The sequence below is a fragment of the Bowmanella yangjiangensis genome (genome assembly GCF_018531185.1).
GTDB lineage: Bacteria > Pseudomonadota > Gammaproteobacteria > Enterobacterales > Alteromonadaceae > Bowmanella > Bowmanella yangjiangensis.
Genome location: NZ_JAHDJU010000001.1, coordinates 516,858 through 542,272, shown reverse-complemented (window position 1 = coordinate 542,272; position 25,415 = coordinate 516,858). Strand labels below are relative to the sequence as shown.

The following is a 25,415-nucleotide window of genomic DNA, read 5'->3' as shown; positions in this document are numbered from 1 at the left end:
TATGACTCATAAAGGGAAACACCATGATAAGAAAAAATAGGATTGCTAAAGCTGTCCAATACTCACTGCTGTTGGGCTCAGTAAGCATCAGCCAAGCTACCTTTGCTCAGGAAACACAGCCAAGTGACGACTCTTTGCTAGAAGAAGAAGTGATCGAGAAGGTCGCCGTCACAGGCTCACGTATTCGTAAAGCCGAGTTCTCTAGCGCCTCACCAGTTCAAGTTATTAGCGGTGAAATCTCTCGTGAGATGGGTTTGTTCAACGCAGAAGATATGCTGCAAACAACAAACCAAGCTTCAGGTTTGCAAATTGACAATAGTTTTGGTGGCTTCGTACTGGATAATGGTCCTGGTGCCTCGACCATCGGATTTCGTGGTTTAGGTGCAGAACGCACTTTAGTAATAATGAATGGCCGCCGCATTGCACCAGCTGGTGTAGGTGGTGCACCAGTATCTCCTGATCTAAATCTTATTCCCGGCGTCATGATTGAGCGAGTAGAAAACTTGTTCGACGGCGCATCAACCGTTTATGGGTCAGACGCCATTGCTGGTGTTGCGAACATTATTCTGCGTAAAGATGTGGAAGGGTTTGAGCTGGAAGGTTCATACTCTAATCCTCAAGCTGGCGGAGCAGAAGAAGAAGTGCTCTCTGCCATGTGGGGAAAAACAACCGATAACGGCTTTATCACCGTAGGTTTGGAATACAACAACCAGCGCCGTCAGTCACTTGGCCAGAATGAATTTACCGGTGACTGTACAGAAATGTACTATGAAGATGAGCAAGGTAACAAACTGACTCAATACCGTAGTGTATCACCATCAAGTAATCCGGTTGATTCCTGCTACTTATTCCCATTGACCAACAGGATTCAGGCTGAGAACTTCTGGGGAAGTCTCTACCATACTCCAGGCTCCACTAACGTCGGCATCCCGAATTTTTCAGAGTCAGGAGTACCATTTGTATATGCAGGTCTTTTCCCAGATTGGGTAGCGGTTGATGGCAACGGTGACGGCATTCCTGACTCTGCCATTGTTGATGGTAACGGAGACGGATTACAGGATTTCTCATTCCAAGACCCTTACTATGGGTATGAAAGAACAGATCGTGCCAATTCCGCCGATTTTATTAACCCGCTGAAACGCTATTCAGCGATGGCAAATGGTGAATACAGCTTTGGCGATGATAACGATACGACAGTGTTCTTTGAAGCACTGTACGCGCGTCGTAAAAGTGAGTTTTTCGCGCCAGGAGCTCAGATTTTCCCATGGGTCCCAAAAACTAACCCATTCAATCCTTGTGGCACTTTTGCCCCTAACTGTGAGGCATCCATCGGTATTGACCGAGGTGGTGTACGTACCAGACCTCTTCTGAATGGTATACAGGGCGACCGTGATGTTTATAAGATTGATGTTGAGCAGTACCGCTTATTAACAGGTGTAAAAGGCAACATTGGTGCGTTTGACAACATAGGGCTAGGGAACTGGGCATATGAAGTCTACGCCGGTTATAGCGCCTCGAATGGTGAGGACAGCCGAAATGGTATCAATGCTGAACGCCTATACCATTCACTGGATACTACCGTTCTTAACGAGGACGGCTCTTATAGCTGTGGTAACGGCTCAGATGGCTGCGTACCTGTAAACTTGTTTGCCGACAATATGTTTGCTTTGGGTGGTGGCCGATTCACTGAAGCCGAAGAAGATTACCTGTTCACCGAACGTTACATGGAAACCAAAGTTAAACAGAGCATCATCAGTGGATACGTTACCGGTGACTTGTTCAGCTTGCCTTGGAATGATGAAGTCGTGCCAATGGTGTTCGGTGCTGAATTCCGCAAAGATGAAATTGAATCAAACCCCAATGACGTAGCGTCTAAAGGCCTGCTTTTGCACTACTTCACCGACCAGGGTGCAGATGGTTCACGTAACATGCGGGAAGTTTTTACCGAATTTGAATTCCCTCTCTTGCGCGGTAAAGAGTGGGCTGAAGAATTAACCTTGACCGCTTCTGGTCGTTGGACAGATGAAAGCTATTACGACCCCGCTAGTACCTACAGCCTGAAAATGGTATATCGCCCGGTCGAATGGTTTACTGTTCGTGGTACAAAAGGAACATCCTATCGTGCTCCGAACCTGAGAGAACGCTTCCTGAATGGAACCACGGGATTCAACAGCGTATTCGATCCTTGTGTCGTGCCTGAATCCGCTCGTGTTGAATCACTAGATCCTAACCTGCCATCAACTTACGACGCAGCTGAAGAAACCCGTTTAGCTCGAGTAATGACAGCGTGTTCAAATAACAATGTTGATCCTACAGCATTGGGACTGGGTCTGACCGGAACCAGCTTCACAGGTAACATTAATACCGAGATTGTAACCGGTGGTTCTGAGGAGCTAAAAGAAGAAAACTCAACCGCTAAAACCTATGGTTTTGTATTTGAACAGCCCTTCATCGAAGACGTTGAGTTAACTTTCTCTATGTCTTGGTACGATATTGAAATCACCGACGCGATTGTTGAACCTAACAGACAATACATTATCAACCAATGCTACGATAATGAGCAGGTTCCAGATGGCAGCAGCGGTTTCTGTAGCAGAATCACGCGTAATTCAGCCGGTCGTATTGAATTGATCGACGCTAGCTTCATCAATGCGGGTTTGTATACATCTAAAGGCCTTGACTACAACCTTTACTACAATCAAGAGTTTGTTTTTGACGGTAAAGCACTTGATGTTGTACTGGACATCCAAGCCACACAGATGAAGGAGCAGGTCTCTGATATTCTTGGCACTATTGATGACAACGTTGGTGAACCTGCGATGCCGGAATGGCGTGCTAGTGCCAGATTGTCACTTGGCTACGATGATTTCCGCCTGAGCTGGATCACTCGCTTTATTGGTGCAGGTGAGCTGGATAAGCCTGAAGAGTTTGATGGCGGCTATGCGCCTTGTGACGGCCTAGACGTTCAATGCCGCCCGGTTTGGTATACCGAAGACTACTATCGTCATGACGTATCTCTGAACTGGTCTAAAGACAACTACAGTGTGACTTTTGGTATTCGCAACCTGTTGAATGAAGCTCCACCTAAGGCTGATGACGGCGGTGTGTTCTCTAACAGAAACGTGCCTCTGGGTATAGGTTACGATCTGTTCGGCAGAACAGCCTACCTTAACTTCGGCGTAGACTTCTAATTACTACTCATTAGTCTAAAAGCAGGCACCTTTGTAGCAATACAACAGGTGCCTTTTGTTTCAAATAGATACGGATGAAATAGAACAATGAAGAAGTTTGTTTCTGCATTATGGGTATCTTGTGCTATCTCGACAGCAACCTACGCACAAGTGCAAGGAAGTGAATTAATAGATGCCTTTGCGGCCTTGCCAGCCATTGAACAAGCAGGAGTTTCAGCTGACGGCACCAAACTCGCAGTATTACGAGCAACCAGTAAAAACGGTGACTACATCATCGAAGTGCGTAACGTAAACGCACTCGAATCATCTCCTGTCAGATTGGGAGCGGATAAGATGGAAATCACAGGTTTCAACTGGCTAAACAACAAGAAGCTCGGCGTCCGATTTCGGCAAAATATTCAAGACGGCAACCGCAACTATTGGGTGGTTAAATATGCCGTTGTTAATGCCGATGGCAGCGGCAATTGGTTAGTTCCATTCAGAGAAGATAACCGCTCAGAATTCAATCTTCTCAGCATATTACCTGATGACGAAGATGAAATTCTTCTTGAGTATGATATCAATGCGAACCGCATCCCAGATGTTGTAAGACTAAATATCAACACTGGCCGCTCAAGAACTGTCATGCGTGGCAATGAAAAACAAAGTGGCAACTTTGTCCCTGATGCTCAAGGAGAAATCAGGGCAGCGTCAGGTTACAACTCAGCAGAAAATACCATAGAGCTCTATGCCAGAGCTGATGTTGATGCCGACTGGGTTTTGGTAAAAAGCATCTCACCAACGAAAAGAGAAACCTTTAGTTTTCTAAGTTTCTCAAAAGAAAATCCACAGGAGATATATGTCCGAGCCACACGTGGGGAAGATAAAGCTGGCATCTACCTCTACAACATCAAAACCGGGCAATATTCAGAACGTTTGTTTGGGTTGGAATCTGTCGATGTGGACGGCCTTGCCTTAAGCAACAAGCCCGAAAGCCGTGGAGCCTTATTAGGTTTTACCTATACCCAAAAACAACCCGAACAATACTATGTGTCTGAACATGAGGAAGCGCTCTTTGAAGGCATTAAGGCATTATTTGAGAACAAGTTTGTCCGCCTTTCCAGTCGCTCTAACGATGACAACGCCATTGTTATATTCACCCAAAGTGACAAAGATCCTGGCAGTTACTTCTTACTTAGAGATAAGAAAGATCTGACCTTAATCGGCAATGTTTCAACCCTTACCAGTGATAAATTGTCCGATGTTAAGTACATCAGTTTTAAAGCCAGAGACGGTAGAAAAATTCCAGCCTACGTAACGATTCCGAAAGGAGTGAAGCCCTTCCCCACAGTAGTGCTGCCCCACGGCGGCCCCTGGGCCAGAGATGTCGTTATTTATGACGAATGGTCTCAGCTGCTGGCCAGTCATGGATATCTTGTGATTCAACCTCAATTTCGCGGTTCTGAAGGTTTTGGTTTAGAACATTGGATAGCTGGTGATGAACAATGGGGATTGAAGATGCAGGATGATATGGATGATGCTGCACAGTTCTTAGTATCCAAGGGATTAGCCAAAGCCGATCAATTAAGTATGTTTGGTTGGAGCTTTGGTGGATACTCCGCTTTCGTAGCCTCAATGCGAGAAAATAATATCTACAGATGCAGTATTGCCGGTGCAGGGGTGAGTGATCTGGGTAGGATAAATGCCACTCTGAATGAAAGCCGCTTTTCAAGAGAATTACAGCGCCCAACCATAAAAGGGGTTAATCCACTTGATCAGGTAGAAAAAGTTAATGTACCCATACTGGTTATTCATGGCAGCATCGACCAACGAGTACCTGTAGAACACAGTCGATTGTTTGTTGAAAAGCTGAAGAAGCTTGGTAAGGATTATAAATATATCGAACTTGAAGGTGCCGACCATTTCTCAAACACCCTCTTTTACGATCACAAGACACAGTTTTACAATGCGCTAGTAGATTGGCTAAATACAAAGTGTAAATAGTAAAAAATCCACCAGCGTAGCGGTTGATATTTTCAGGCACCCTTCCAGGGTGCCTTTCTGTTAAAGATATCGATAAAAAATGTTGATTCCCTTTGCCACTTTGGCTTGCTTATCCTTGCACTTACCTGCGAATAGTTTATTCCTCAGCGACTAGCTAATCTGCGAAGTGCCTTTTTGCTCGAAGCAGTACATTCACAGATTTCATTTGGTTGATAAAGTGGTCTGCAGAGTAAGTTATGTACAGTTCTACGTTTTAATTTCCCCATCAACTCAGAGCCCCTCAAACTAAGTAAAGTTCTCACTGCCATATAGACATGACCGACCAGAACATTTACGTCACACTGCGTGATGTTGCCCCCTAGATACTTCAATAAGACGCTGACCTTGCTGAAGCTTATAATTGTGCTTGGGCATCCACACATTGTGATAAGAACAACGGCGGAGTAAGCGGCTCACAAACAAGGGGCAGTTTCTAGCATGGTCGCTCTATCTGCTTGGAGGAACGCCACGCCATAGGAGGAGGCTTAAAACTGACTACAAAAAAAGGCCTGGTTAAACAGGCCTTTTAAATCTCGAAATCACAATATTTGATTGCGCTGCCATTCCTTGAGCTTTTCCTGGCGGGCTTGCTCACGGGCTTCTCTGGCTTTACGCCTGTCACAGGGCTCAGGGCAATCACAGGCTTTTTCAATGCCCAGTGCACCCAGGCCGCCGCAACTGCCGGAAATGGTTTTTCTCTGCAGTAAATAGCCGACAGACATCGCCACAACCACCACAAGAAAGAATCCAAAGGCTAGAAAAAAGGTACTCACGTTAAGTTCCTACTGCAAAAAGGGCTCAAATTCCGCGCTATTATACGCCTTAAATCCGTCCTTTTCTCGGGTGATCAACAAAACGGCTAAATTATGTTCCTCGGCAAAGGCTTTACCCTTTTCCGCTCCCATTATATTGATAGCAGTAGCCAAACCATCAGCCGTCATACTGGACGGGTGCACAACAGTAACTGACACCAAATTATGTTGGATGGGATAACCCGTGGTCGGGTCAATAAGGTGCGAATAGCGAACGCCGTTCTCTTCAAAGTAATTGCGATAATCACCGGAAGTGGCCACGGCGTTATTACCTACACTGATAATCTGCTGCACTGCACGCTCCGAAGACAGAGGTTTCTCTATCGCGACACGCCAAGGTGAACTATTGGCTTTTACGCCCGACAGGCGCATTTCTCCACCTATCTCCACCAGATAATCATGAAGTCCTTTCGCATCCAAGATGTCGGCCACCACATCAACGCCATAGCCCTTGGCAATAGTAGATAGGTCCACATACAAATCCAGCTGAGTCTTGGATGCAGAACTGTCTTGCAGCAGCAACTTGTGCAAGCCTGTCTGCGCCTTGGCTTCATCAATTATCTGTTGCGTCGGCACATGCTCTGGTCTTGCCTTAGGGCCAAAGCCCCACAAATTCACCAGTGGGCCAACAGTAACATCCAACTTGCCACCACTGATCTCACCTAAGCGTTTGGCCTCACGCATCACTTTAAGAGTTTGCGGTGAGAGCGAAAAAGGCTCCAGGCTTTGCCATTGGTTGAAACGCGACAACTCTGAGTCAGGGTCATAGGTAGACATTTGCTTATTGACCAGGGCCAGGGCGGCGTCAATCTCAGTTTGCAGCGCCTGCTCGTCCAGCTTGGCGTGGTTAACAAACTTGATATGGTAAGTGGTGCCCATGGTCTTACCGGCCAACGCCACTTCGGTAGGTGCTGGCGAACAAGCCGCCAGCAACAGCCACAACAAGCCGATACTAAAGAGTCGTTTCATTGAGGTTCCTGAAAATAAATAAATCGGATAGATCATGCATCTGTACAGACAAACAAAAAAGGGGCGCGATGCCCCTTCTTTACTTTAGCCGCCGAAGTCATCCAGCAGGATATTCTCGTCTTCAACGCCCAAATCTTTGAGCATGTTGATAACGGCTGCGTTCATCATGGGTGGTCCACACATGTAGAATTCACAGTCTTCCGGCGCCGGGTGATCCTTCAGATAGTTTTGCAACAATACTTGGTGGATAAAACCGGTGTAACCTGTCCAGTTGTCCTCTGGTTGAGGATCAGACAGGGCCACATGCCATTTGAAGTTTTCGTTCTCGGCCTGCAGCGTGTCGAAATCTTCTACATAGAACATTTCGCGCAGTGAACGGGCACCGTACCAGAAAGAAATCTTACGCTTGCTATTCAAACGACGCAGTTGGTCGAAAATGTGCGAGCGCATGGGGGCCATACCTGCACCACCACCGATAAATACCATCTCGGCTTCGGTCTCTTTAGCGAAGAACTCACCAAACGGACCAGAGATAGTCACCTTGTCACCTTCTTTCAGACTCCAGATGTACGAGGACATCTTACCGCAAGGCAGGCTCAGGTTATTTGGCGGCGGAGTCGCAATCCGTACGTTCAGCATGATAATGCCTTTCTCTTCCGGATAGTTAGCCATGGAGTAAGCACGGATTGTTTCATCATCAACCTTAGATTCCAGGTTGAAGAAGCCGAAGCGCTCCCAATCGCCACGATATTTCTCAGGAACATCGAAATCTTTGTACTTAACGTGATGAGGTGGCGCTTCAATCTGAATATAACCACCGGCACGGAAAGGTACGCTCTCACCAGCAGGAATCGCCAACTTCAGCTCTTTGATGAAGGTTGCTTTGTTATCGTTAGAGATAACAGTACAGTCCCACTTCTTGATACCGAAGATTTCTTCTTCCAGCTCGATCTTCATATCCTGTTTGATAGCTACCTGACAGGACAGACGGCAACCTTCGCGCGCTTCACGCTTGCTGATGTGATCCAATTCGGTCGGCAGAATTTCACCACCACCGTCATGAATATGCACACGGCACTGGCCACATGAGCCACCACCACCACAAGCAGAGGATACGAAAATACCAGCATTCGCCAAGGCACCCAGCAGCTTGTCGCCGGGCTGCGCCTTAATGGCTTTGTTTGGGTCGTCGTTGATCAGAATGGTCACTTCACCGGCCGGTACCAGCTTAGACTTGGCGAACATGATAATGAACACCAAAGCCAGCACGATAGCGATGAACATGCCGACACCCAGATAAATCTCTATTTGATTCATTAGAACCTCCAAGTGCAGCGCGTTACAGAGAAATACCGGTGAAGGACTGGAAGCCCAGTGCCATCAAACCAGCAATCATAAATACCGAGCCCAGACCACGCAGGCCATCAGGCATATCGGCATACTTGAGTTTTTCACGTACCGCAGCCAGCAGGGTTATAGCCAAAGCCCAACCAATGCCGCTACCTACACCGTACACAATACTTTCGGTGAAGTTGTACTCGCGCTGTACCGCAAATGCCACACCACCGAAGATGGCGCAGTTAACGGTAATCAGCGGCAGGAAAATACCCAACGCGTTGTACAAAGCAGGGAAAAACTTGTCCAGTGCCATTTCCAGAATCTGTACCAATGCGGCGATAACACCGATAAAGGTCAGGAAGTTCAGGAAGCTCAGGTCAGCATCAGGGAAACCGGCCCACGCCAGAGCACCTGGTGCCAGGATGCTGGTGTAGATAACCTGGTTAACAGGTACAGAAATACCTAGAACCACCACTACCGCGACTCCCAGACCCATGGCTGTTTTGACTTTCTTGGAAACGGCCAGGAAAGTACACATACCAAGGAACAAAGAAAGGGCCATGTTCTCGATAAAGATCGAACGAACAAACAAACTCAGATAATGTTCCATGCGTTACTCCTTGGGCTCAACTTGCTGCGGACGGATGGTACGGATAAACCAAATCATACCGGCAATCAGAATAAATGAGCTGAATGGCAGAATCAGCAGACCGTTGCCCTGATACCAACCACCGTTTTGCACCAGAGGCAGGATCTCAAAGCCCAGAATGGTACCGAAACCGAACAGTTCTTTAATGGTACCTATGACGATCAGAATAAAGGAATAACCCAGACCATTACCGATACCATCCAAGAAGCTCATCATGGGTGGGTTTTTCATGGCATAAGCTTCTGCCCGCCCCATAACGATACAGTTGGTGATAATCAAGCCAACAAATACCGAGAGCTGTTTAGAGATCTCATAGGAATATGCCTTGAGGATCTGGTCTACCACTATTACCAAAGACGCGATGATGGTCATCTGAATGATGATCCGCACGCTAGAAGGAATCTGGTTACGAATTAACGAGATAAACAAGTTAGAGAACGCAACAACCGCGGTTAGTGCCAATGACATAACCAGTGCCGTTTCTAACTTGGTAGTAATTGCCAGTGCCGAGCAAATCCCCAGTACCTGCAATGCGATAGGGTTGTTGTCCAGAATCGGACCAAACAACACCTTTTTGGTTTCTTTAGACATTGCCATTTAGATTGCCTCCTCAAGACTTCCAGGGTTGCTTGGCCAGGAACGGGCCAAAACCTTGCTCACCCAACCAGAAGTCCAACGAGTGTTGCACACCATTACTGGTCAGAGTGGCACCGGACAGCGCATCAACAGCGTGCACATCATCAGGAGAAGGGTTCTTCTTTACTTTGATGGCTACTTCACCGTCTTCGAACAGTTGTTTACCGTCCCACTTCGCTTTCCAACTAGGGTTCAGCACTTCGCCGCCCAGTCCGGGGGTTTCTTTTTGCTGGTAGTAAACCAGTCCACGAGCAGTTTGGCCGTCGGCATCAACTGCCAGGAAGGCATACATCAGATCCCACAAACCACTGCCATGCACGGGCAGAATAATGCGGCTAACCTGACCTGCATCGTTTTTGACCAAGTATACAGAAGCAACATTAGGTTTACGTTGGAAACCTACATTACTACCTTCCAACTTAGTGCTAGTGGCAGGGTCTTTGGCAGCTTTGTACATATCGTAGTCAGCGGTAGGCTTCTCTACGTAGTCGCCAGAGCTCAGGTCAACAAAACGCTCTTCAACGCGCGCTTTATAAGTTCCTGCAATATCACCTTTGGCATCAGCCAGCAAACCGGCTGCATCCAAAATGTTAGTTTGCTTGTCCAACGCGGCATTGTGCTGTTGTAAAGACCGCAGGCCCACTGCAGCACCAGATACTACGATGGAACATACCAGACAGACAGCGACAACAACGCCAACTGTTCTTCCTAAAGTTTCTTTCTTAGCTGACACGTGCCATCCTCCGTTTGATATTGCCTTGAACAACGAAGTAGTCGAACAGGGGTGCCCACAGGTTAGCGAATAGGATCGCCAGCATCATACCTTCAGGGAAGGCGGGATTGAGCACGCGAATCATCACACACATAAAGCCGATCAACAGGCCATATGCCCACTTGCCCTTATTGGTAAAGGAAGCAGATACTGGGTCGGTAGCCATAAACAGCATACCGAAGGCAAAACCACCAGTAACCAAGTGCCAGTACCAAGGCATGGCAAACATGGCGTTCGTGTCGCTACCGATCATGTTAAGCAGGGTGCTAAACAGTGCCATACCGGCCATCACACCCAGCACGATACGCCAGGAGGCGATGCGCAGATACATAATGAACAAACCGCCAATCAGCAGTGCCAGCGTTGACGTCTCACCGACAGAACCTTGAATGCTACCGAAGAAAGCATTCCACCACTCAGCGTTCAAGCTCCAATCAGTGATTTGACCAGACGCCGCTTGGCCCAGGTGCGTAGCACCAGAGAAACCGTCAGCTGCGGTCCAGATAGCATCACCGGAGATTTGCGCAGGATAGGCGAAGTACAGGAAGGCACGACCAGACAAGGCCGGGTTCAGGAAGTTACGGCCAGTGCCGCCAAACACTTCCTTGGCGATAACCACACCGAAACTGATACCCAGGGCAACTTGCCATAGTGGGATAGTCGCAGGCAAGGTCAGGGCAAACAGCACGGAGGTTACGAAGAAACCTTCATTAACTTCATGCTTACGGATAGAGGCAAACAGCACTTCCCAGAAGCCACCGACCGCAAAGGTCACAGCATAAATAGGCAGGAAGAAGCAGGCACCGTAGCCAAACATGGCCAACCAGCCGGTACTTTGTGTACCTAATTCGCCGCCAAGGGCAGCAAACAAACCAGCCTGCCAGTAGCCTTCTACTGTTGCCGCCCAAGTTATCGCATCACTGCCAAGAATAGCGTGATGCGCTTGGTAACCAACGTTGTACATACCGTAGAACATGGCCGGGAAGGTTGCCATCCACACCATAATCATGATGCGTTTCAGGTCAATACTGTCACGTACGTGAGTAACTGACTTATTAACCATACCAGGGGTATAGAAAATGGTCGCAGCTGCTTCATACAGGGCATACCATTTTTCGTATTTACCACCCGGCTCAAAATTGGGTTCGATTTTCTCGAGATATTCTTTCAAGCTCATGGATTAGCCCTCTTTCTCTATCTTGGTCAGGCAATCACGCAGTACAGGACCGTAGTTGTACTTGCCTGGGCAAACATAGGTACACAAACCAAGATCTTCTTCATCCAACTCAAGACAACCCAGTGTTTGGGCACTGTCTGTATCGCCTGCCAGCAAATCACGCAGCAACAAAGTAGGAAGAATATCCAAAGGCATCACACGCTCGTAGTTGCCAATTGGCACCATGGCACGGTCAGAGCCATTGGTGGTAGTGGTCATATTGAACAGACGCTTAGGACTGAGGTGCCCCAAGTAGGCGCGCGTTACAGAATGCTTGTCGCTACCTGGACGTAGCCAACCAAACAGCTCTTTTTCACGACCTTCCGCCAGCAAACTAAGTTGCAGATGGAAACGTCCCAAATACGCATGTACGCCATGAGCGTGAGTACCACACAGTACCGAACCCGATACCACGCGAACTTCACCTTCTTGAGCTTCACCGGCTGTCAGTTGCTCAGTGCTGGCACCCACAAGGGTACGTACCAAGCGAGGTGATTTAGCCGCTGGGCCAGCTAAAGCAACAACACGGCGGTTGTCAATTTCACCGGTAGTGAAAAGATGGCCAATCGCGATGACGTCCTGATAATTCAGGTGCCATACGACTTTTCCGGCACCGGCTGAATCCAGGAAATGGATATGGGTACCCACTAAACCAGCAGGGTGAGGACCCGCAAACTCGTTCACTTCAACCTGGGCCGAGCCAACGGCAATATCAGCACCTGGTGCCTTGCTTACGTAAAGCTTACCTTCAGTCAGGCGACGCAATACGCTCAAGCCGTTTGCAAAGTCATCTTTGCGCTCGGCAATGATGATGGCAGGATCCGCCGCCAAAGGATTGGTATCCATGGCATTGACGAAAATGGCACGGGGCGTAGTACCCAATGCTGGCGCCTTGCTGTAAGGACGTGTACGCAGTGCAGTCCACAATCCGGAATCCACCAGATTCTTTTCTACATCGTCACGGCTTAGTGAAGACAACTGACCAGCATCGTATTTAGCAAAGCTTTCCTGATCATCACCGGCCAACTCAATGACCACTGATTGCAGAACACGCTTAGCGCCGCGGTTAACTTCCACGACGGTACCTGCAGCTGGAGCTGTAAATTTAACACCGGGATTTTTCTTGTCTTCGAAAAGCACCTGGCCTTTCTTGACAGTATCGCCTTGGGCGACGGCCATGGTAGGCCGCATTCCGACGTATTCCTCACCCAAAACAGCGACCCGGGTAATCCGGGGACCGTCATGGATCTGTTGTTGTGGCGCTCCCGTGATAGGGAGGTCCAACCCTTTGGTGATTTTTATCATACGCAATTGCACTACTTATTTACTGAATACTCATCAGGATTCATCCTGAAGTCTCACCAAGGCCAATCCTGATGAGTATTCGAAACTAACCCCACCTGTTGTCTGTCATCCAGTAACAAGCGCCTGCAATTCTCTTTACGATTTTCCCAACCACTACTGCAATATCAATGCAAAAAAGCCTGTCTGCATTGACGAGCAACATCCTGTACTCAACATCTGCGAACCTTTACAGGTTCACAACACGCCTTACCAATGGGAGGGATCTTTGAAAAAGATAGACCTATCTCTCAAACCCGGCATTTTAGCATTAAACCCCGTCTCTTCGCCATGCAAATGTTTGTTTATGCCACTCATTCTCTGATACTTTGGTAGTAGCTCAGAGGAACATGTGGAACTTTTTAAGGCCCCTTCCCCAAAACAGTTCAGGCATAAAAAAACCGCCTCAAGGGCGGTCTTTTATCAACTTACCATTCAGCCAGAGGACTGACATCGGCGTCGTAATCGACACCTTCAAAGCCAAATCCGAACAAATGCAGGAACTCATTGTGATAGCCCACATAGTCGGTCATCTCATCAATGGTCTCTGTTTGCACGCTGTCCCAAACCTGTTGAACCCGTTGCTGCACAGAATCTTCCAGTTCTTTGTAGTTCTGGAACAAATGACCGCCTTCGTCAAAACGGCGCTGCTCAGCATACAAGTTATCGGTAAACAGGCCATGAATCTGTTCGATGGTTCCCTCATAGGTACCATCGCCTTTCATCACCTTGAAAAGGGCCGAAATATATAGCGGCATAATAGGAATGGCAGAGCTGGCCTGAGTCACCACTGCATTCAACGAAGAGACAAAAGCCTCACCATTAAGGTCAGCCGTCATTTCACGGATCACTTGGGTAGCACGATCCAGGTCTTCCTTAGCCTTACCTATAGTGGCATGACCATAGATAGGCCAGGTAAGTTCTTTACCAATATAAGTGTAGGACGTAGTAATAAAGTTTTCGGCCAGCACACCGGCATCTTTCAATGCTTTGATCCACAGTTCCCAGTCTTCACCACCCATGACTTTTACCGTGTTGGCGATTTCATCTTCGTTTGCCGCCTCTACGGTTACTTCGTCGATGATACGCTTGGAGGTGTTAAGGTTTTTGGTCGTAATGCTGCCGCCTATGGGCTTGAGCGTGGACGAATACACCTCACCGGTGTTGGGATCGGTACGACGCGGAGAGGCTAAGCTGTATACCACCAGATCGATTTTGCCCAAATCCGCCTTGATGATATCAATAACATCCTGCTTCATTTGGTTTGAAAAGGCATCACCATTTAAGGTTTTGGCATAGACTCCGGCGTCCTTAGCCTTGTTATGAAAGGCAGCGGTATTGTACCAGCCAGCCGTCGCGGTTTTAGTTTCTGACGCTTCTTTTTCGAAACATACGCCTAGCGTATTGGCGCCGTAGCCAAAACCAGCAACGATGCGCGAGGCTAACCCGTATCCGGTAGAGCAGCCTAACACCAGAACATTTTTGGGGCCTTGCCCCTGTACGCCGTGCTGCTTGACGTAATCGATCTGTTTTTGAACATTAACCGCACAGCCCACTGGATGCGCATTGGTACAGATAAAGCCACGTATTTTCGGCTGAATAACCATAGGGACCTTTCCTTTATAAGAAGTGCCGACATTGTAAAGACACCCGCGCCAGAAACAACTCTGAACACTTTATTTCCACTTTCATGCCTCACTCATCTGTGCAAGGGCAGCAAATTATAAATAAGTGATAGCGCCAAAAAACAAAGGGACGCCATCGCGTCCCCTTAACAATGAGACCTGTATTATCATTTTGCCTGACGGTTCTTGTAATACTCCATCTCTGACAATTCATGATAGGCGCTAACTTGCTGCTGAAACTTAGCATAAGAAGCGTAAACTTTAGCAAATTGTGCGTCTTGGGCGGCTTGCTCTTGTAAAACATCCAATGATGCAGCACGAAGGGCCAGCATAACATCCTCGGGAAGCGGTAACACTTTGATACCATGTTTGTCCCTAAGTGCAGCCATGGCTTCATTATTGCGAGCCGTATACTCATCCAACATGTCCTGATTAACGGCGCGAGTTGCCACTTCCACTATGCTCTGTAAATCGGCAGGTAAGCTGTTAAAGGCTTGCTCATTTACGGTAAATTCCAGCATGGCACCGGGTTCATGCCAGCCAGAATAATAGTAATAGTCCGCGGCCTTATGTAGCCCGAAGGCTAAATCGTTGTATGGTCCAACCCATTCAGTGGCATCTATCGCACCGGTTTGCAAAGCAGTAAAAATCTCCCCTCCCGTCAGCGCAACAGGTATGGCACCGACTTTCTTCAATACTTCCGCCCCCAAACCGGGCATACGTATTTTTAGACCTTTAAAATCGTCAATGCTGTGAATTTCCTTTTTAAACCAACCTGCCATCTGCACCCCGGTATTACCGCCAGCGAAAGGAATCACACCGAAGGGTTTATAGACCTCTCTCCACAACGCCAAACCGCCACCATAGTGCAACCAGCTATTCGTTTCCGTTACATTCATGCCGAACGGAATAGCAGTAAAAATCTGCGCGGCGGGGGCCTTACCCTTCCAGTAATAACTGCCGGCATGGCCCATCTGTGCGGTACCGCTGGATACGGCATCAAACACCTCAAATCCTGGAACCAGTTCTCCTGCGCCGTACACTTTCACTTTCAGTCTACCGCCAGACATCTCTTCTACCATTTTGGCAAAGGTCTCAGGTCCACGACCAAGTCCTGGAAAATTCTTCGGCCAGGACGTCACCAATTTCCACTCAAAGTGTTGCTGCTTGGCCTCGCTTTGGTCGGTGTTCGTCGGTTCTTTACCACACCCCAGCAGTGTTAGTGCTGCTGCGCCAGCCAAAAAGGCCGAATAAAACCACTTCATGTTCATATCTCCATGTTAGATAGGCTAGCTATATAAGGTGTCGGGAAGCCAGGTCACCAATTCAGGCCAGATTGCCAGCATGACTAGCAACAGTAGTTGAATAACAATAAAGGGGATTACCCCTTTGTACATATCCGCGGTTCTTACCGACGACGGCGCTACACCGCGCAGATAGAAAAGCGCAAAACCAAAAGGCGGTGTTAAGAAAGATGTCTGCAAGTTCACCGCAATCATAATGCCCAGCCAAACCGGATCAACGCCCATGGCTAGGAGCACCGGACCAACGATAGGCACCACCACAAAAGTGATCTCAATAAAATCCAGAATAAAACCAAGTAAAAAGATCACCAGCATGACCAGCAACATCGCCCCTAGAGTGCCGCCGGGCAACCCAGTGAAGAAATCTTCAATCAAGGTTTCTCCACCCAGTCCCCGGAATACTAGTGAGAAAACCGAAGCGCCAATCAAAATAAGAAACACCATGGAGGTTACTTTAGTGGTACCAAGCATCACGTCTTTGAGCGTATTAAGGCTAAGCTGACGCGAAAACAACGCCAGCACAATTGCCCCCATCGCCCCTACCCCTGCCGCTTCGGTAGGGGTAGCCAAACCAGCCAAGATGGAGCCTAAAACCAACAGCATTAACACCAGCGGCGGCAGCAGCGCCTTTAACAAAGGCTTTAGTTGCATAGATACGCCTTTCTCACTAGTACTCTCGAACCAGTGAGGGCGCAGTTTGGCACTCAGCAATACATAGGCGAGGTATAAACCAACCAACATCAGTCCAGGGACCAAGGCACCGACAAAAAGGTCTCCTACCGACACAGAGTCCGGAGAGAAGATACCCATATTGAGCTGCGCTTGCTGATACGCACTGGAGAGCACATCGCCCAGCAATACTAGCGCAATAGAGGGTGGAATAATTTGCCCCAGCGTGCCGGTTGCACAAATGCTACCTGTGGCAAATGCAGGGTGATAACCGCGTTTTAGCATGCTGGGCAATGACAACAGCCCCATAGTCACCACAGTCGCCCCCACGATACCGGTGCTGGCAGCCATTAACATACCCACTAAAATCACAGATAGTGCCAGCCCCCCCCGAAAACGGCCAAATACCTGAGACATGGCAGCGAGTAAGTGTTCCGCCACTTTGGACTTTTCCAACATCATGCCCATAAATACAAAAAGCGGCACGGCTAGCAAGGTTTGATTGGTCATTATGCCGTAAAGACGACTGGGCAAGGCATGCAGGTAGGCCATATCAAAGGCACCAAACAAGGCGCAGACAGACGCGAATAACAGTGCAGTACCTGCCAATGCATAGGCAACCGGGTAACCCAGCATTAACACCAGGCAAACCAGTACAAACAAAATCAGGGCAAGATATTCCATCAACCAGGCTCCTGACTTGTCTGCAAGTTCGAACCACGCAAGACCCGCCAATTAATCCAACTTTGCGCCAGGGCTTGCAGGCTCATCGTAAGGCAAAATAGCGGGATTAAGCTTTTAAGCAAAAACACCAATGGCAGCCCGCCAGCTTCAGGAGAGTCCTCTAACAACCGCCAGGAGGTGGCTACGTAGTCCCAACTCATAAAAAAGATAAAAATATTAACCGGTAACAGCAGCAACAACGCGCCAGCCAAGTCAATCATGGCACGAGTTTTGGCAGACCAGTTACGATAGAAGATGTCTACCCGTACATGTTCATCGGCTTTTAAAGTATGTGCACAGCCAAGCATAAATACTGCCGCATGCAAATACATCGCCGACTCCTGCATGGCAATCCAGCCTAGATTGAAGCCATAGCGCAACAATACGATGGTGAACACAAGCACCACCATCAGCAGCGTGAGCCAGCTAATGCCTTTGCACAAATACAGGTTTATTCGGTCTATAACCAGAGAAGATGACGTTACAGGTTGCACGAGTCGACAGTTTATTTTTTTAATTTGCAGCAAGCTTTTAACAAAATCTTTACCAGATTGGAACGGTGAGCCGTACAACGGGCATAAAAAAAGTGTCCTAAGACACTTTTCGTTTCAAACCACCGAGGCAGGCGGGTGAATCAGGGGCACCACCATACAATCCTTGCCATTCACTGTCTGTGTAGGTGTGCAATGCTAATGCATGAATATGATTTGCCAATTCATCTTTGAGCACGGCATTGACGGCCCTGTGTCGGTTAATCAGGCGCTCGCCGCTAAACGAAGGCGAAACCAGTACCACTTTGAAATGCGTTTCTGAACCCATAGGCACATTATGTTGGTGGCTTTCATTGATCACTTCCAGATACGCCGGCTGAAAGTGGGACAACAATTTTTCTTCGATTACGCTTTGAATATTCATCTCTCAACCCTTTTTACTGCTATTTTCCGGCATGCATTGAAGCATTTTTACGCCGCCGCCGAATAACGCTCCGGCTATCATCCCTCTGGTTTAAATTTAGCTTTCGCCAGCAAGGTTACAACCCTCATTTACCTCATAAAGCCGGGTTTCAATGATAACCACCTGAGCCGTCGAGATATATTTTTTAAGCGAGGATATATACCCATTTATAACCGTAGATTCGTCTAAATCAGGCAAGCTGTCCCTAAGCCTTGATATAACGAAAGGTCAGATTGATTCGTCCTTCACTGACCCGGCGCGTCTTGGCAATGGCATGTTGCCAATAATGCTGGGTAGTGCCTTGCATTATCAGCAGACTGCCATGAGCCAAAGCAATTCGGTACTTTTCGTTGCTGTGAATATGGCGAAAATCCAGATTGCGGCAAGCCCCCAAACTGACCGACGCAATTACAGGGTTGTCACCCAATTCAGGCTCGCTGTCTGCATGCCAACCCATACTGTCGTTGCCATCGCGGTACCAATTCGCCAGCACCGAATTAAACCTATGCCCGCAAGCTTGCTCACAGTGTTGTTTTAGTTCCCAAAGCTCCTCAGTCCAGGGCAAAGGGGTCATGGTTAAGCCAGAGTATCGATACCTACTGTCTGCATCGCCATACCAGGCTTGTAATCTGGGGATTTTCACCACTTTACCGTAGAGTTTGATAGAATCCTGCCGCCAATTTAATGACTGGCGAAAGCACAATAACAAGGTATCGGCTTTTGCCTCTGAGAGAAAATCTGCCCGGTAGTCCAACTCAGCCTGAGGGAGCGAAATTTGACCGGGATTGAACAAAGACTGCTGCATCTATTATCAACTGAGAGCGACGAATCCATGAAGGTCATTCTAACTGCAAATGAGCGCAGCCTTAAGCTGCAACGCTATCCCGCCCGTTTACAGGATAAAAGTGAACAGGCCTGGGATGCCGCAGATGAGTTGCTATTAGAAGAGATTAAAGACCTGCAAAGACCTGCCAACTTGCTGATTTTCAATGATGATTGCGGTGCCTTGGGCTGTTTTCTGGCAGCGTGGTCTCCCGCCTGGATAAATGACTCACAGGTAAGTCGCCTGGCCTTAGCACAAAACCTCAATACCAATGGCATAGATGAGTCGCAAGTACGCTGGTTTGACAGTTTGAGTTTACCTGATGAGCCTGCCGATATGGTTTTGCTGAAGATCCCCAAAACCTTGGCCCTGCTGGAACATCAGCTTATTCAGTTGCAACCTAAGGTCAATGCGCAGACCCGGATTATCGCCGCTGCCAAAGTCAATCAGATTCAAAAATCGACCCTGGCACTGTTTGAAAAATATCTGGGGGCCACACGTACTTCACTGGCACGTAAAAAAGCCCGACTGATTTTTTGCCAGCCGGAGCCACGAACACCGGCTGTCAGTCCTTATCCAACCATCTGGCAATTGGAGGGCAGCGGCCTGACCATACACAATCATGCCAATGTATTTGCCCGCGCTCAATTGGATATAGGTGCGCGTTTCCTGCTTAACCATCTTCCGGATACCCGTCATAAACGTGTGATAGATTTGGGCTGTGGTAACGGTGTACTGGGTTTGAGTCTGTTGCAACAAAGTCCGCCAGCCAAATTACTTTTCGTCGATGAATCTTATATGGCGGTGGCCTCAGCGAAGCTGAATGTCGCCAGTAATATGCCGGAGCAATTAGCGGTTTGTGAATTTATTGCCAGCAATTGTTTGGAGCAGGTGCCAGCCCAGTCAGTGGATCTTGTGCTGTGCAATCCGCCCTTTCACCAGCAACAACGCATCACCGATCATATTGCCTGGCAAATGTTTAGCGATGCCCGGCATATTTTACGTAATGGTGGTGAACTGCGCATTGTCGGCAACCGTCATTTAGGCTACCAGGATAAACTGAAACGACTGTTTGGCGGCTGCCGTCAGGTTGCAGTGAACAATAAATTCGTTATCTTATCGGCGTTCAAGAAATAAGGAGCATCACTATGCCACGCATTCTGGCCTTGCTGTTAATGTGTTTTTCCCCTTTGCTACAGGCTGCCGACGACGGTTCACAATTGCAAAAGGGAAACCTGTTCCCGAAGGTAAAACTGGAAACCAGTATGGGTGACATAGTTGTCGAACTTGACCGGGCTGCCGCTCCCATCACCACCAACAACTTTTTGCTGTACGTTGATAAGCGCAGCTACGAAGGCACCATTTTTCACCGGGTTATTCAGGACTTTGTGGTACAGGGCGGTGGCTACGACCAAGAGTTCAACACCAAACCTGTGATGAAAACTATTTTCAATGAATCCGGGAATGGTAACAAAAACGAGCTATACACTATTGCCATGGCCAGGGAGAACGATCCCCATTCGGCGGGCAGGCAGTTTTTCTTTAATATGAATGACAATCCCAGTCTGAATCCGGGCCGCAAATGGGGCTACGCAGTATTTGGCCGGGTGGTGGAAGGAACAGAGGTACTGGACAAAATCGCCGCTGTGGAAACCCAGGTACATCCGACCTGGGGCTGGCCGGATGTACCTGTAGAACCGGTGGTTCTGCTAAAGGCCACCTTGCTTCCCCAGCAGTTCTAATCAATCAGGCTATTTTTCCCGCTGCTGACGAATCAGCTCGTACGCCGCCTGTATATCCTGCGCCTTATTTTTAGCAATCTCCATGGCCTGTTTGGGCAGGCCCTTGGACACTAATTTGTCAGGATGGTGTTCAGCCATTAACTTCCGATAGGCTTTTTTAATCTGCGCCATGTCGTCCTGCTTACTTACCCCCAAAATTTTGTAAGCATCATCTAAACTGTTGGCATCGGTGTAAGTCTGCCTCCCTGTTTGTCCGCTGTGAGTGCGTCTGTGGTGACTGCGCGTTCTGAAACGCAGTTCCGCTTCGTACACCGACAATAAATACAGCAACTCATGCTTACGGAAGCCCAGGTGACTGGCAGCGCTTTCCAACACCTTTTGTTCCGCAGCATCGAGGCTGCCATCGGCATAAGCGGCCTGAATCAGGATTTCCAGAAACACCTGCATAATATCCCGGCGTCCGTGGCAGGACTCACGGAACTCGAGCAGAATGTCTTTCAGTGGGAAATCCGCCGCCTTGCCCTCACGAAAGGCCTGTTGTGCTTCTCGGCGGGTATCACCAGTCAGCCCCATCTGATCCATCAGGCTGGTCGCCATCCTGATTTCTTCGTTGGTGACCTGGCCACTGGCTTTCGCAACATGCCCCATACAAGCAAACAGCGCATGGAAAAAAATGGCCTGGCGTTTGAAGTCATCGCCTTGTCCGAAGAAGCGCCCAAACCCGCCCATCTGGTCAAAATTCTGGCTATAACCTTTGTCAAACAAATGGCCAACAATAAAGCCGAGAATAGCGCCGGGGATCCTGCCAAACATAAAGCCAAAAAACGTACCTAGCAGTTTTCCCCATATGGGCATGAAGCGTATCCTTGTAGAAAGTAGTCAAGCTAACGGTTGCGCGGCTAAATATAACGAATCGGAACTAGCAAATGAAGATAGCAAGTCCCTAAGTGACATAATCCGCCAATAAAAATCGACATACCGTTGCTCCACTGCCGCAGAAAAAATCGCAATTTCACCCTGCTTTTCTGTAACTCTGCTGGTAAAACTGGTCGAAACCCTTAAAATCTGGCCACTAGCCAATAGTCACTGTTTATTCAATCAAAGGGACTTCCCACCACCTATGAGAATGAAGCGCCTGTCTTTTGCCATTTTCTGGCTGTTCAGCTCGGCCGCAGCGGCGCAACAAACTGAATGTCCAGTTCCTTTGATGCCACAACTGCCACAAGCCAACTTGAGCAACCCAGGCGATATCCATGTAAAGGCAGCCAAAACACAAATACAGCAGGACACTCTCGCGCAATTTAGCGGTAACGTCGAAATCGTCAGTGAGCAAGGGCATATTCAAGCCCAGCGCGCAGAAATCAATAAAGCGGACAAAACTCTGCATGCAGACGGCAATATCCGCTTTTTGGATCAGCAAATTCAGGTAAACAGTGAACAGATTGATTTGGATTTGGCTTCAGGCCAATTGCGTCTGGACAGTACCGAATATCAAATGCTGGGCTTTGCAGGTCGTGGAAGAGCTGACAGTATCCAGCTAGACAATGAAGAAGGGTTAGCACTTAAAGACGTCAGCTTTACGACCTGTCCGGAAGGTAGTGAGGACTGGCAGATTCGTGCCAGTAGTTTGGAACTGAGTCCAAATGACAATTGGGGCACAGCACGCAATACCCGTTTTTATCTGGGCGGTGTGCCGGTTTTTTACCTGCCGTACTTTAAGTTCCCTGTGACAGACGAACGTCAAACGGGCTTATTGTTCCCTAAAATGTCTACATCAGACAAAGTGGGGGTGAGCTATGAGCAACCCTTTTATTGGAACATTGCGCCTAATTATGACGCGACCATCAGCCCTCGTGTGATGACCGACCGTGGTGTACAACTAAAAACAGAGTTTCGTTATCTGACCGAAGAACATCAGGGTCAGGTTGATGTGGAATATCTGCCTGACGATCGACGCTATGATTTGGATAAGTCTCGCTACTTCTATCGTTTCCTGCACCAGGGCAAGCTGTCTGAAAACTGGCAAGTAAGCGCAGAGATAAACGGCCTGAGTGATGACAACTACTTTGTTGATTTAGGCTCTGATTACTTTAACCGGGGGGATACGCATATGTATCAAACCCTGGCGGTAAACTACTACTCCGAGCCCTTGGACTTTTCTGCTGAGGTGCGAGACTTTGAAATCATCGGTGACCACCCAAGTGCCTACCGGGCCGTGCCCGAACTTAAACTGAACTACCGCCAACCGTTATCAGAATATCTGAACTTCAGGGTGCGTTCAGAGCTGGCGCATTTTGAAGACGGGCGTGACGATACGCCTTCGGCGACTCGTTTACACATGATGCCGACTTTGAGTGTACCGCTGCAAAATGCCTGGGGCGAGTTGCTGACCGAAGCCAGCTTATTGCAAACCTGGTACAAGCAGGATTTACCAGAAGGCTCAGCATTGCAGGAAAATGTCAGTCGCACTCTGGGACAAGGGCGGATTTATGGTGCCATCAATTTCGAACGCGAAACGGAACTCTTTGGCAGCAACATGACTCAGACACTGGAACCAAAGTTTCAGTATTTGTATACCAGCTACGAAAATCAGGATGGCATAGGGCTGTACGATAGTAACCGCTTACTCAATGACTATACAGGGTTGTTCAGGGGGCAGGAGTTTGTCGGCCTGGATCGCATCAGCGACTCCAACCACTTAACGATTGGGGTTACTACCCGACTGCTGGATAAAAACCATCAGGAGAGATTCAAACTCAGTCTTGGGCAGATATTTTACTTCAACAATACCAAGCTGAAGGAATACAGTCGGGAAGATGACCGTTCAGCCTTGGCCGCTGAATTGGATTGGCGTCTAAGTAGTAAATGGGTGGCGCGTTCAGCACTGCAATTGTCTTCTTCCAATCAAAAAGTGGAGCGTAGCAATCTGACGTTGGACTATCAGATGAGTGCTGACAAATTAGTACAAATCAGCCATCGCTACGTCAGGGACATTTCTGGAGAAGAAATTAACCAGTTGGGTGTTACTGCCAGTTGGCCGCTCAGTCAGAATTGGCACTGGGTTGGCCGTTGGTACAAGGATCTACATGGCAAGCGTACCATCGAAAGCTTCACTGGCTTACAATATGAATCATGCTGTTGGGCCTTACAGTTCGGTAGTATGCGCTACTTGAGTAACCGCTTTGATGCCGCTGGTGGTCAAAGTACTGAAGAGTTTGATACCACTATCTTGCTCGAATTCGTATTTAAAGGGGTTGGCAGTAAGAAGAGTTCGCGTACCCTGTTAGACGAAGGGCTGTTTGGCTACAGACAACCGTATTTTTTGAATAATTAATGATGAAAACTATGAAAATAAAAGCAGTATTGTGTTCCGCGCTGATGCTGGCAAGCATGGGCATTCATGCTAAACAGGTCGAACTGGATAAGGTTGCCGTGATTGTTGACCAGGGCGTGGTTCTTGAGAGTGAGATCCAGGAACTCGTTTCGTCGGTCAAAAAGAACGCCGTAACTTCAGGTCAGGAATTACCTTCCGATGCGGCACTTCGCACCCAGGCCACTGAACGTCTGATTCTGACCAATCTGCAAATGCAAATGGCTGAACGTATGGGGATCCAAATCAGTGACCCTCAGTTGGAGCAGACCATCGCCAATATCGCCCGTCAGGAAGGGGTCACTCTCGATACTCTGCGGGAAAAGCTGGCCGAGGAAGGGGTGAGCTACGACAGCTACCGCGAAGAAATTCGCCGTGAGTTGATCACTGGTGAAGTACGCCGCGCCAACGTCCGCCGCCGCATCTACATCACCCCGCAGGAAATCGATAGCCTGGTGAAACTGATTGAACAACAAGGTCAGCAACAGGCCGAATATCACCTGGGGCATATTTTGGTTGGTTTTCCACCTGAACCAACACCAGAAGATGTAGACGCTACTCGTGCCCGCGCTGACAAGGTTTTGGAACTGCTCAACAACGGTTCCGACTTTGCCAAGATTGCTATCGCCTCCTCTTCCGGCGCGAAGGCACTTGATGGTGGTGACATGGGTTGGATGAATATCAACGCCATGCCAACGCTGTTCGCCGAAGCCGTACAAGGTAAAAAACAGAATGAACTGATCGGCCCTATTCGTAGTGGTGCCGGCTTCCACATTCTGAAGATTATTGATTTGCGCGGCGTTCAAACGGTAGAAATCACAGAAGTAAATGCACGTCATATTCTGATCAAACCTTCGGTGATTCTAAGCGAGGAAAAAGCCGAACAGATGCTGAAAGATTTCCGTGCCCAGGTACTGGCAGGTGAAGCTGATTTCGCCGCCTTAGCCAAGCAACACTCAGCCGATCCCGGTTCAGCCTTAAAAGGTGGCGAGTTGGGCTGGGCAGACCCCGAAATCTACGTACCAGAATTCCGCGACACCTTAAATGTGCTTGCTAAAGACGAGATCAGCCAACCATTCAGAACCGTTCACGGCTGGCACTTGGCGCAGTTACTGGATAAACGCACCGGTGATGCCACTGACAAAGTTCAGCAGGAAAAGGCCTACCAGTTGCTGTTTAACCGCAAGTTTGCCGAGGAAACAGATAACTGGTTAAGAGAGATGCGCGACGAAGCCTATATCGAGGTTTTGGAGTAAGTC

21 protein-coding genes are annotated in these 25,415 nt (G+C 48.3%); 6 read left to right on the top strand and 15 right to left on the bottom strand.

What is annotated here, in order from left to right:
- Window positions 1-23: 23 nt before the first annotated feature.
- Together KJY73_RS02510 and KJY73_RS02505 are read left to right on the top strand one after the other, a co-directional pair.
- Entirely contained in the window at window positions 24-3,191 is a 3,168-nt protein-coding gene (locus KJY73_RS02510; RefSeq protein WP_214339999.1) for a TonB-dependent receptor, read from the top strand.
- Window positions 3,192-3,278: 87 nt separating this feature from the next.
- Entirely contained in the window at window positions 3,279-5,174 is a 1,896-nt protein-coding gene (locus tag KJY73_RS02505; protein WP_214339997.1) for an alpha/beta hydrolase family protein, read from the top strand.
- A 578-nt stretch (window positions 5,175-5,752) separates the two neighbouring features.
- Here KJY73_RS02505 and nqrM read toward each other — a convergent pair.
- The 14 genes from nqrM to KJY73_RS02435 form a co-directional block, all read right to left on the bottom strand.
- Complete coding sequence (gene nqrM, locus KJY73_RS02500; RefSeq protein ID WP_188689220.1) at window positions 5,753-5,986, bottom strand: (Na+)-NQR maturation NqrM; 234 nt, start codon at window positions 5,984-5,986, stop codon at window positions 5,753-5,755.
- 9 nt (window positions 5,987-5,995) lie between these two features.
- On the bottom strand, window positions 5,996-6,994 hold the full coding sequence (locus tag KJY73_RS02495) for an FAD:protein FMN transferase (RefSeq protein WP_214339995.1): 999 nt from the start codon (window positions 6,992-6,994) through the stop codon (window positions 5,996-5,998).
- Between the two features lie 84 nt (window positions 6,995-7,078).
- Entirely contained in the window at window positions 7,079-8,311 is a 1,233-nt protein-coding gene (nqrF, locus tag KJY73_RS02490; RefSeq protein WP_206593335.1) for an NADH:ubiquinone reductase (Na(+)-transporting) subunit F, read from the bottom strand.
- 22 nt (window positions 8,312-8,333) lie between these two features.
- A complete protein-coding gene (nqrE, locus tag KJY73_RS02485) occupies window positions 8,334-8,942 on the bottom strand; it encodes an NADH:ubiquinone reductase (Na(+)-transporting) subunit E (RefSeq protein ID WP_214339993.1) in 609 nt (202 codons plus the stop codon).
- 3 nt (window positions 8,943-8,945) lie between these two features.
- Window positions 8,946-9,578, bottom strand: coding sequence for an NADH:ubiquinone reductase (Na(+)-transporting) subunit D (locus tag KJY73_RS02480; RefSeq protein WP_102797495.1), 633 nt, complete (start codon window positions 9,576-9,578; stop codon window positions 8,946-8,948).
- Window positions 9,579-9,591: 13 nt separating this feature from the next.
- Window positions 9,592-10,350: a Na(+)-translocating NADH-quinone reductase subunit C gene (locus tag KJY73_RS02475; RefSeq protein WP_214339992.1), complete on the bottom strand. Its 759-nt coding sequence runs from the start codon at window positions 10,348-10,350 to the stop codon at window positions 9,592-9,594.
- A complete protein-coding gene (locus KJY73_RS02470; protein WP_214339991.1) occupies window positions 10,340-11,566 on the bottom strand; it encodes an NADH:ubiquinone reductase (Na(+)-transporting) subunit B in 1,227 nt (408 codons plus the stop codon). Before KJY73_RS02470 ends, KJY73_RS02475 begins: the two co-directional genes overlap by 11 nt.
- A gap of 3 nt (window positions 11,567-11,569) precedes the next feature.
- A complete protein-coding gene (locus tag KJY73_RS02465; protein ID WP_214339990.1) occupies window positions 11,570-12,910 on the bottom strand; it encodes a Na(+)-translocating NADH-quinone reductase subunit A in 1,341 nt (446 codons plus the stop codon).
- Window positions 12,911-13,374: 464 nt separating this feature from the next.
- Entirely contained in the window at window positions 13,375-14,553 is a 1,179-nt protein-coding gene (gene fabV, locus KJY73_RS02460) for an enoyl-ACP reductase FabV (protein WP_214339988.1), read from the bottom strand.
- 185 nt (window positions 14,554-14,738) lie between these two features.
- A complete protein-coding gene (locus KJY73_RS02455; protein ID WP_214339987.1) occupies window positions 14,739-15,836 on the bottom strand; it encodes a TRAP transporter substrate-binding protein in 1,098 nt (365 codons plus the stop codon).
- 24 nt (window positions 15,837-15,860) lie between these two features.
- A complete protein-coding gene (locus KJY73_RS02450) occupies window positions 15,861-17,228 on the bottom strand; it encodes a TRAP transporter large permease (RefSeq protein WP_214339986.1) in 1,368 nt (455 codons plus the stop codon).
- Complete coding sequence (locus tag KJY73_RS02445) at window positions 17,228-17,665, bottom strand: TRAP transporter small permease subunit (RefSeq protein ID WP_332874153.1); 438 nt, start codon at window positions 17,663-17,665, stop codon at window positions 17,228-17,230. The genes KJY73_RS02450 and KJY73_RS02445 overlap by 1 nt, the downstream gene beginning before the upstream one ends.
- Window positions 17,666-17,858: 193 nt before the next feature.
- Window positions 17,859-18,182 (bottom strand): transcriptional regulator BolA, encoded by a 324-nt coding sequence (gene bolA, locus KJY73_RS02440; protein ID WP_206593327.1) that lies wholly within the window; start codon window positions 18,180-18,182, stop codon window positions 17,859-17,861.
- A gap of 244 nt (window positions 18,183-18,426) precedes the next feature.
- On the bottom strand, window positions 18,427-19,026 hold the full coding sequence (locus KJY73_RS02435) for an alpha-ketoglutarate-dependent dioxygenase AlkB family protein (RefSeq protein WP_214339985.1): 600 nt from the start codon (window positions 19,024-19,026) through the stop codon (window positions 18,427-18,429).
- 27 nt (window positions 19,027-19,053) lie between these two features.
- On the opposite strand from KJY73_RS02435, the gene KJY73_RS02430 reads away from it, so the two are divergent.
- Together KJY73_RS02430 and KJY73_RS02425 are read left to right on the top strand one after the other, a co-directional pair.
- Window positions 19,054-20,181, top strand: coding sequence for a methyltransferase (locus KJY73_RS02430; RefSeq protein WP_214339984.1), 1,128 nt, complete (start codon window positions 19,054-19,056; stop codon window positions 20,179-20,181).
- An 11-nt stretch (window positions 20,182-20,192) separates the two neighbouring features.
- The gene (locus tag KJY73_RS02425; protein WP_214339983.1) at window positions 20,193-20,786 is read left to right on the top strand and encodes a peptidylprolyl isomerase; all 594 of its coding nucleotides are present in this window, start codon (window positions 20,193-20,195) and stop codon (window positions 20,784-20,786) included.
- Between the two features lie 9 nt (window positions 20,787-20,795).
- On the opposite strand, the gene djlA is transcribed toward KJY73_RS02425, so the two are convergent.
- The gene (djlA, locus tag KJY73_RS02420) at window positions 20,796-21,641 is read right to left on the bottom strand and encodes a co-chaperone DjlA (protein WP_214339982.1); all 846 of its coding nucleotides are present in this window, start codon (window positions 21,639-21,641) and stop codon (window positions 20,796-20,798) included.
- Window positions 21,642-21,906: 265 nt separating this feature from the next.
- Between djlA and KJY73_RS02415 the strand changes: the two genes are divergently transcribed.
- Entirely contained in the window at window positions 21,907-24,120 is a 2,214-nt protein-coding gene (locus KJY73_RS02415; protein WP_214339980.1) for an LPS-assembly protein LptD, read from the top strand.
- Window positions 24,121-24,131: 11 nt separating this feature from the next.
- Complete coding sequence (surA, locus tag KJY73_RS02410) at window positions 24,132-25,412, top strand: peptidylprolyl isomerase SurA (RefSeq protein WP_214339976.1); 1,281 nt, start codon at window positions 24,132-24,134, stop codon at window positions 25,410-25,412.
- Window positions 25,413-25,415: the final 3 nt, after the last annotated feature.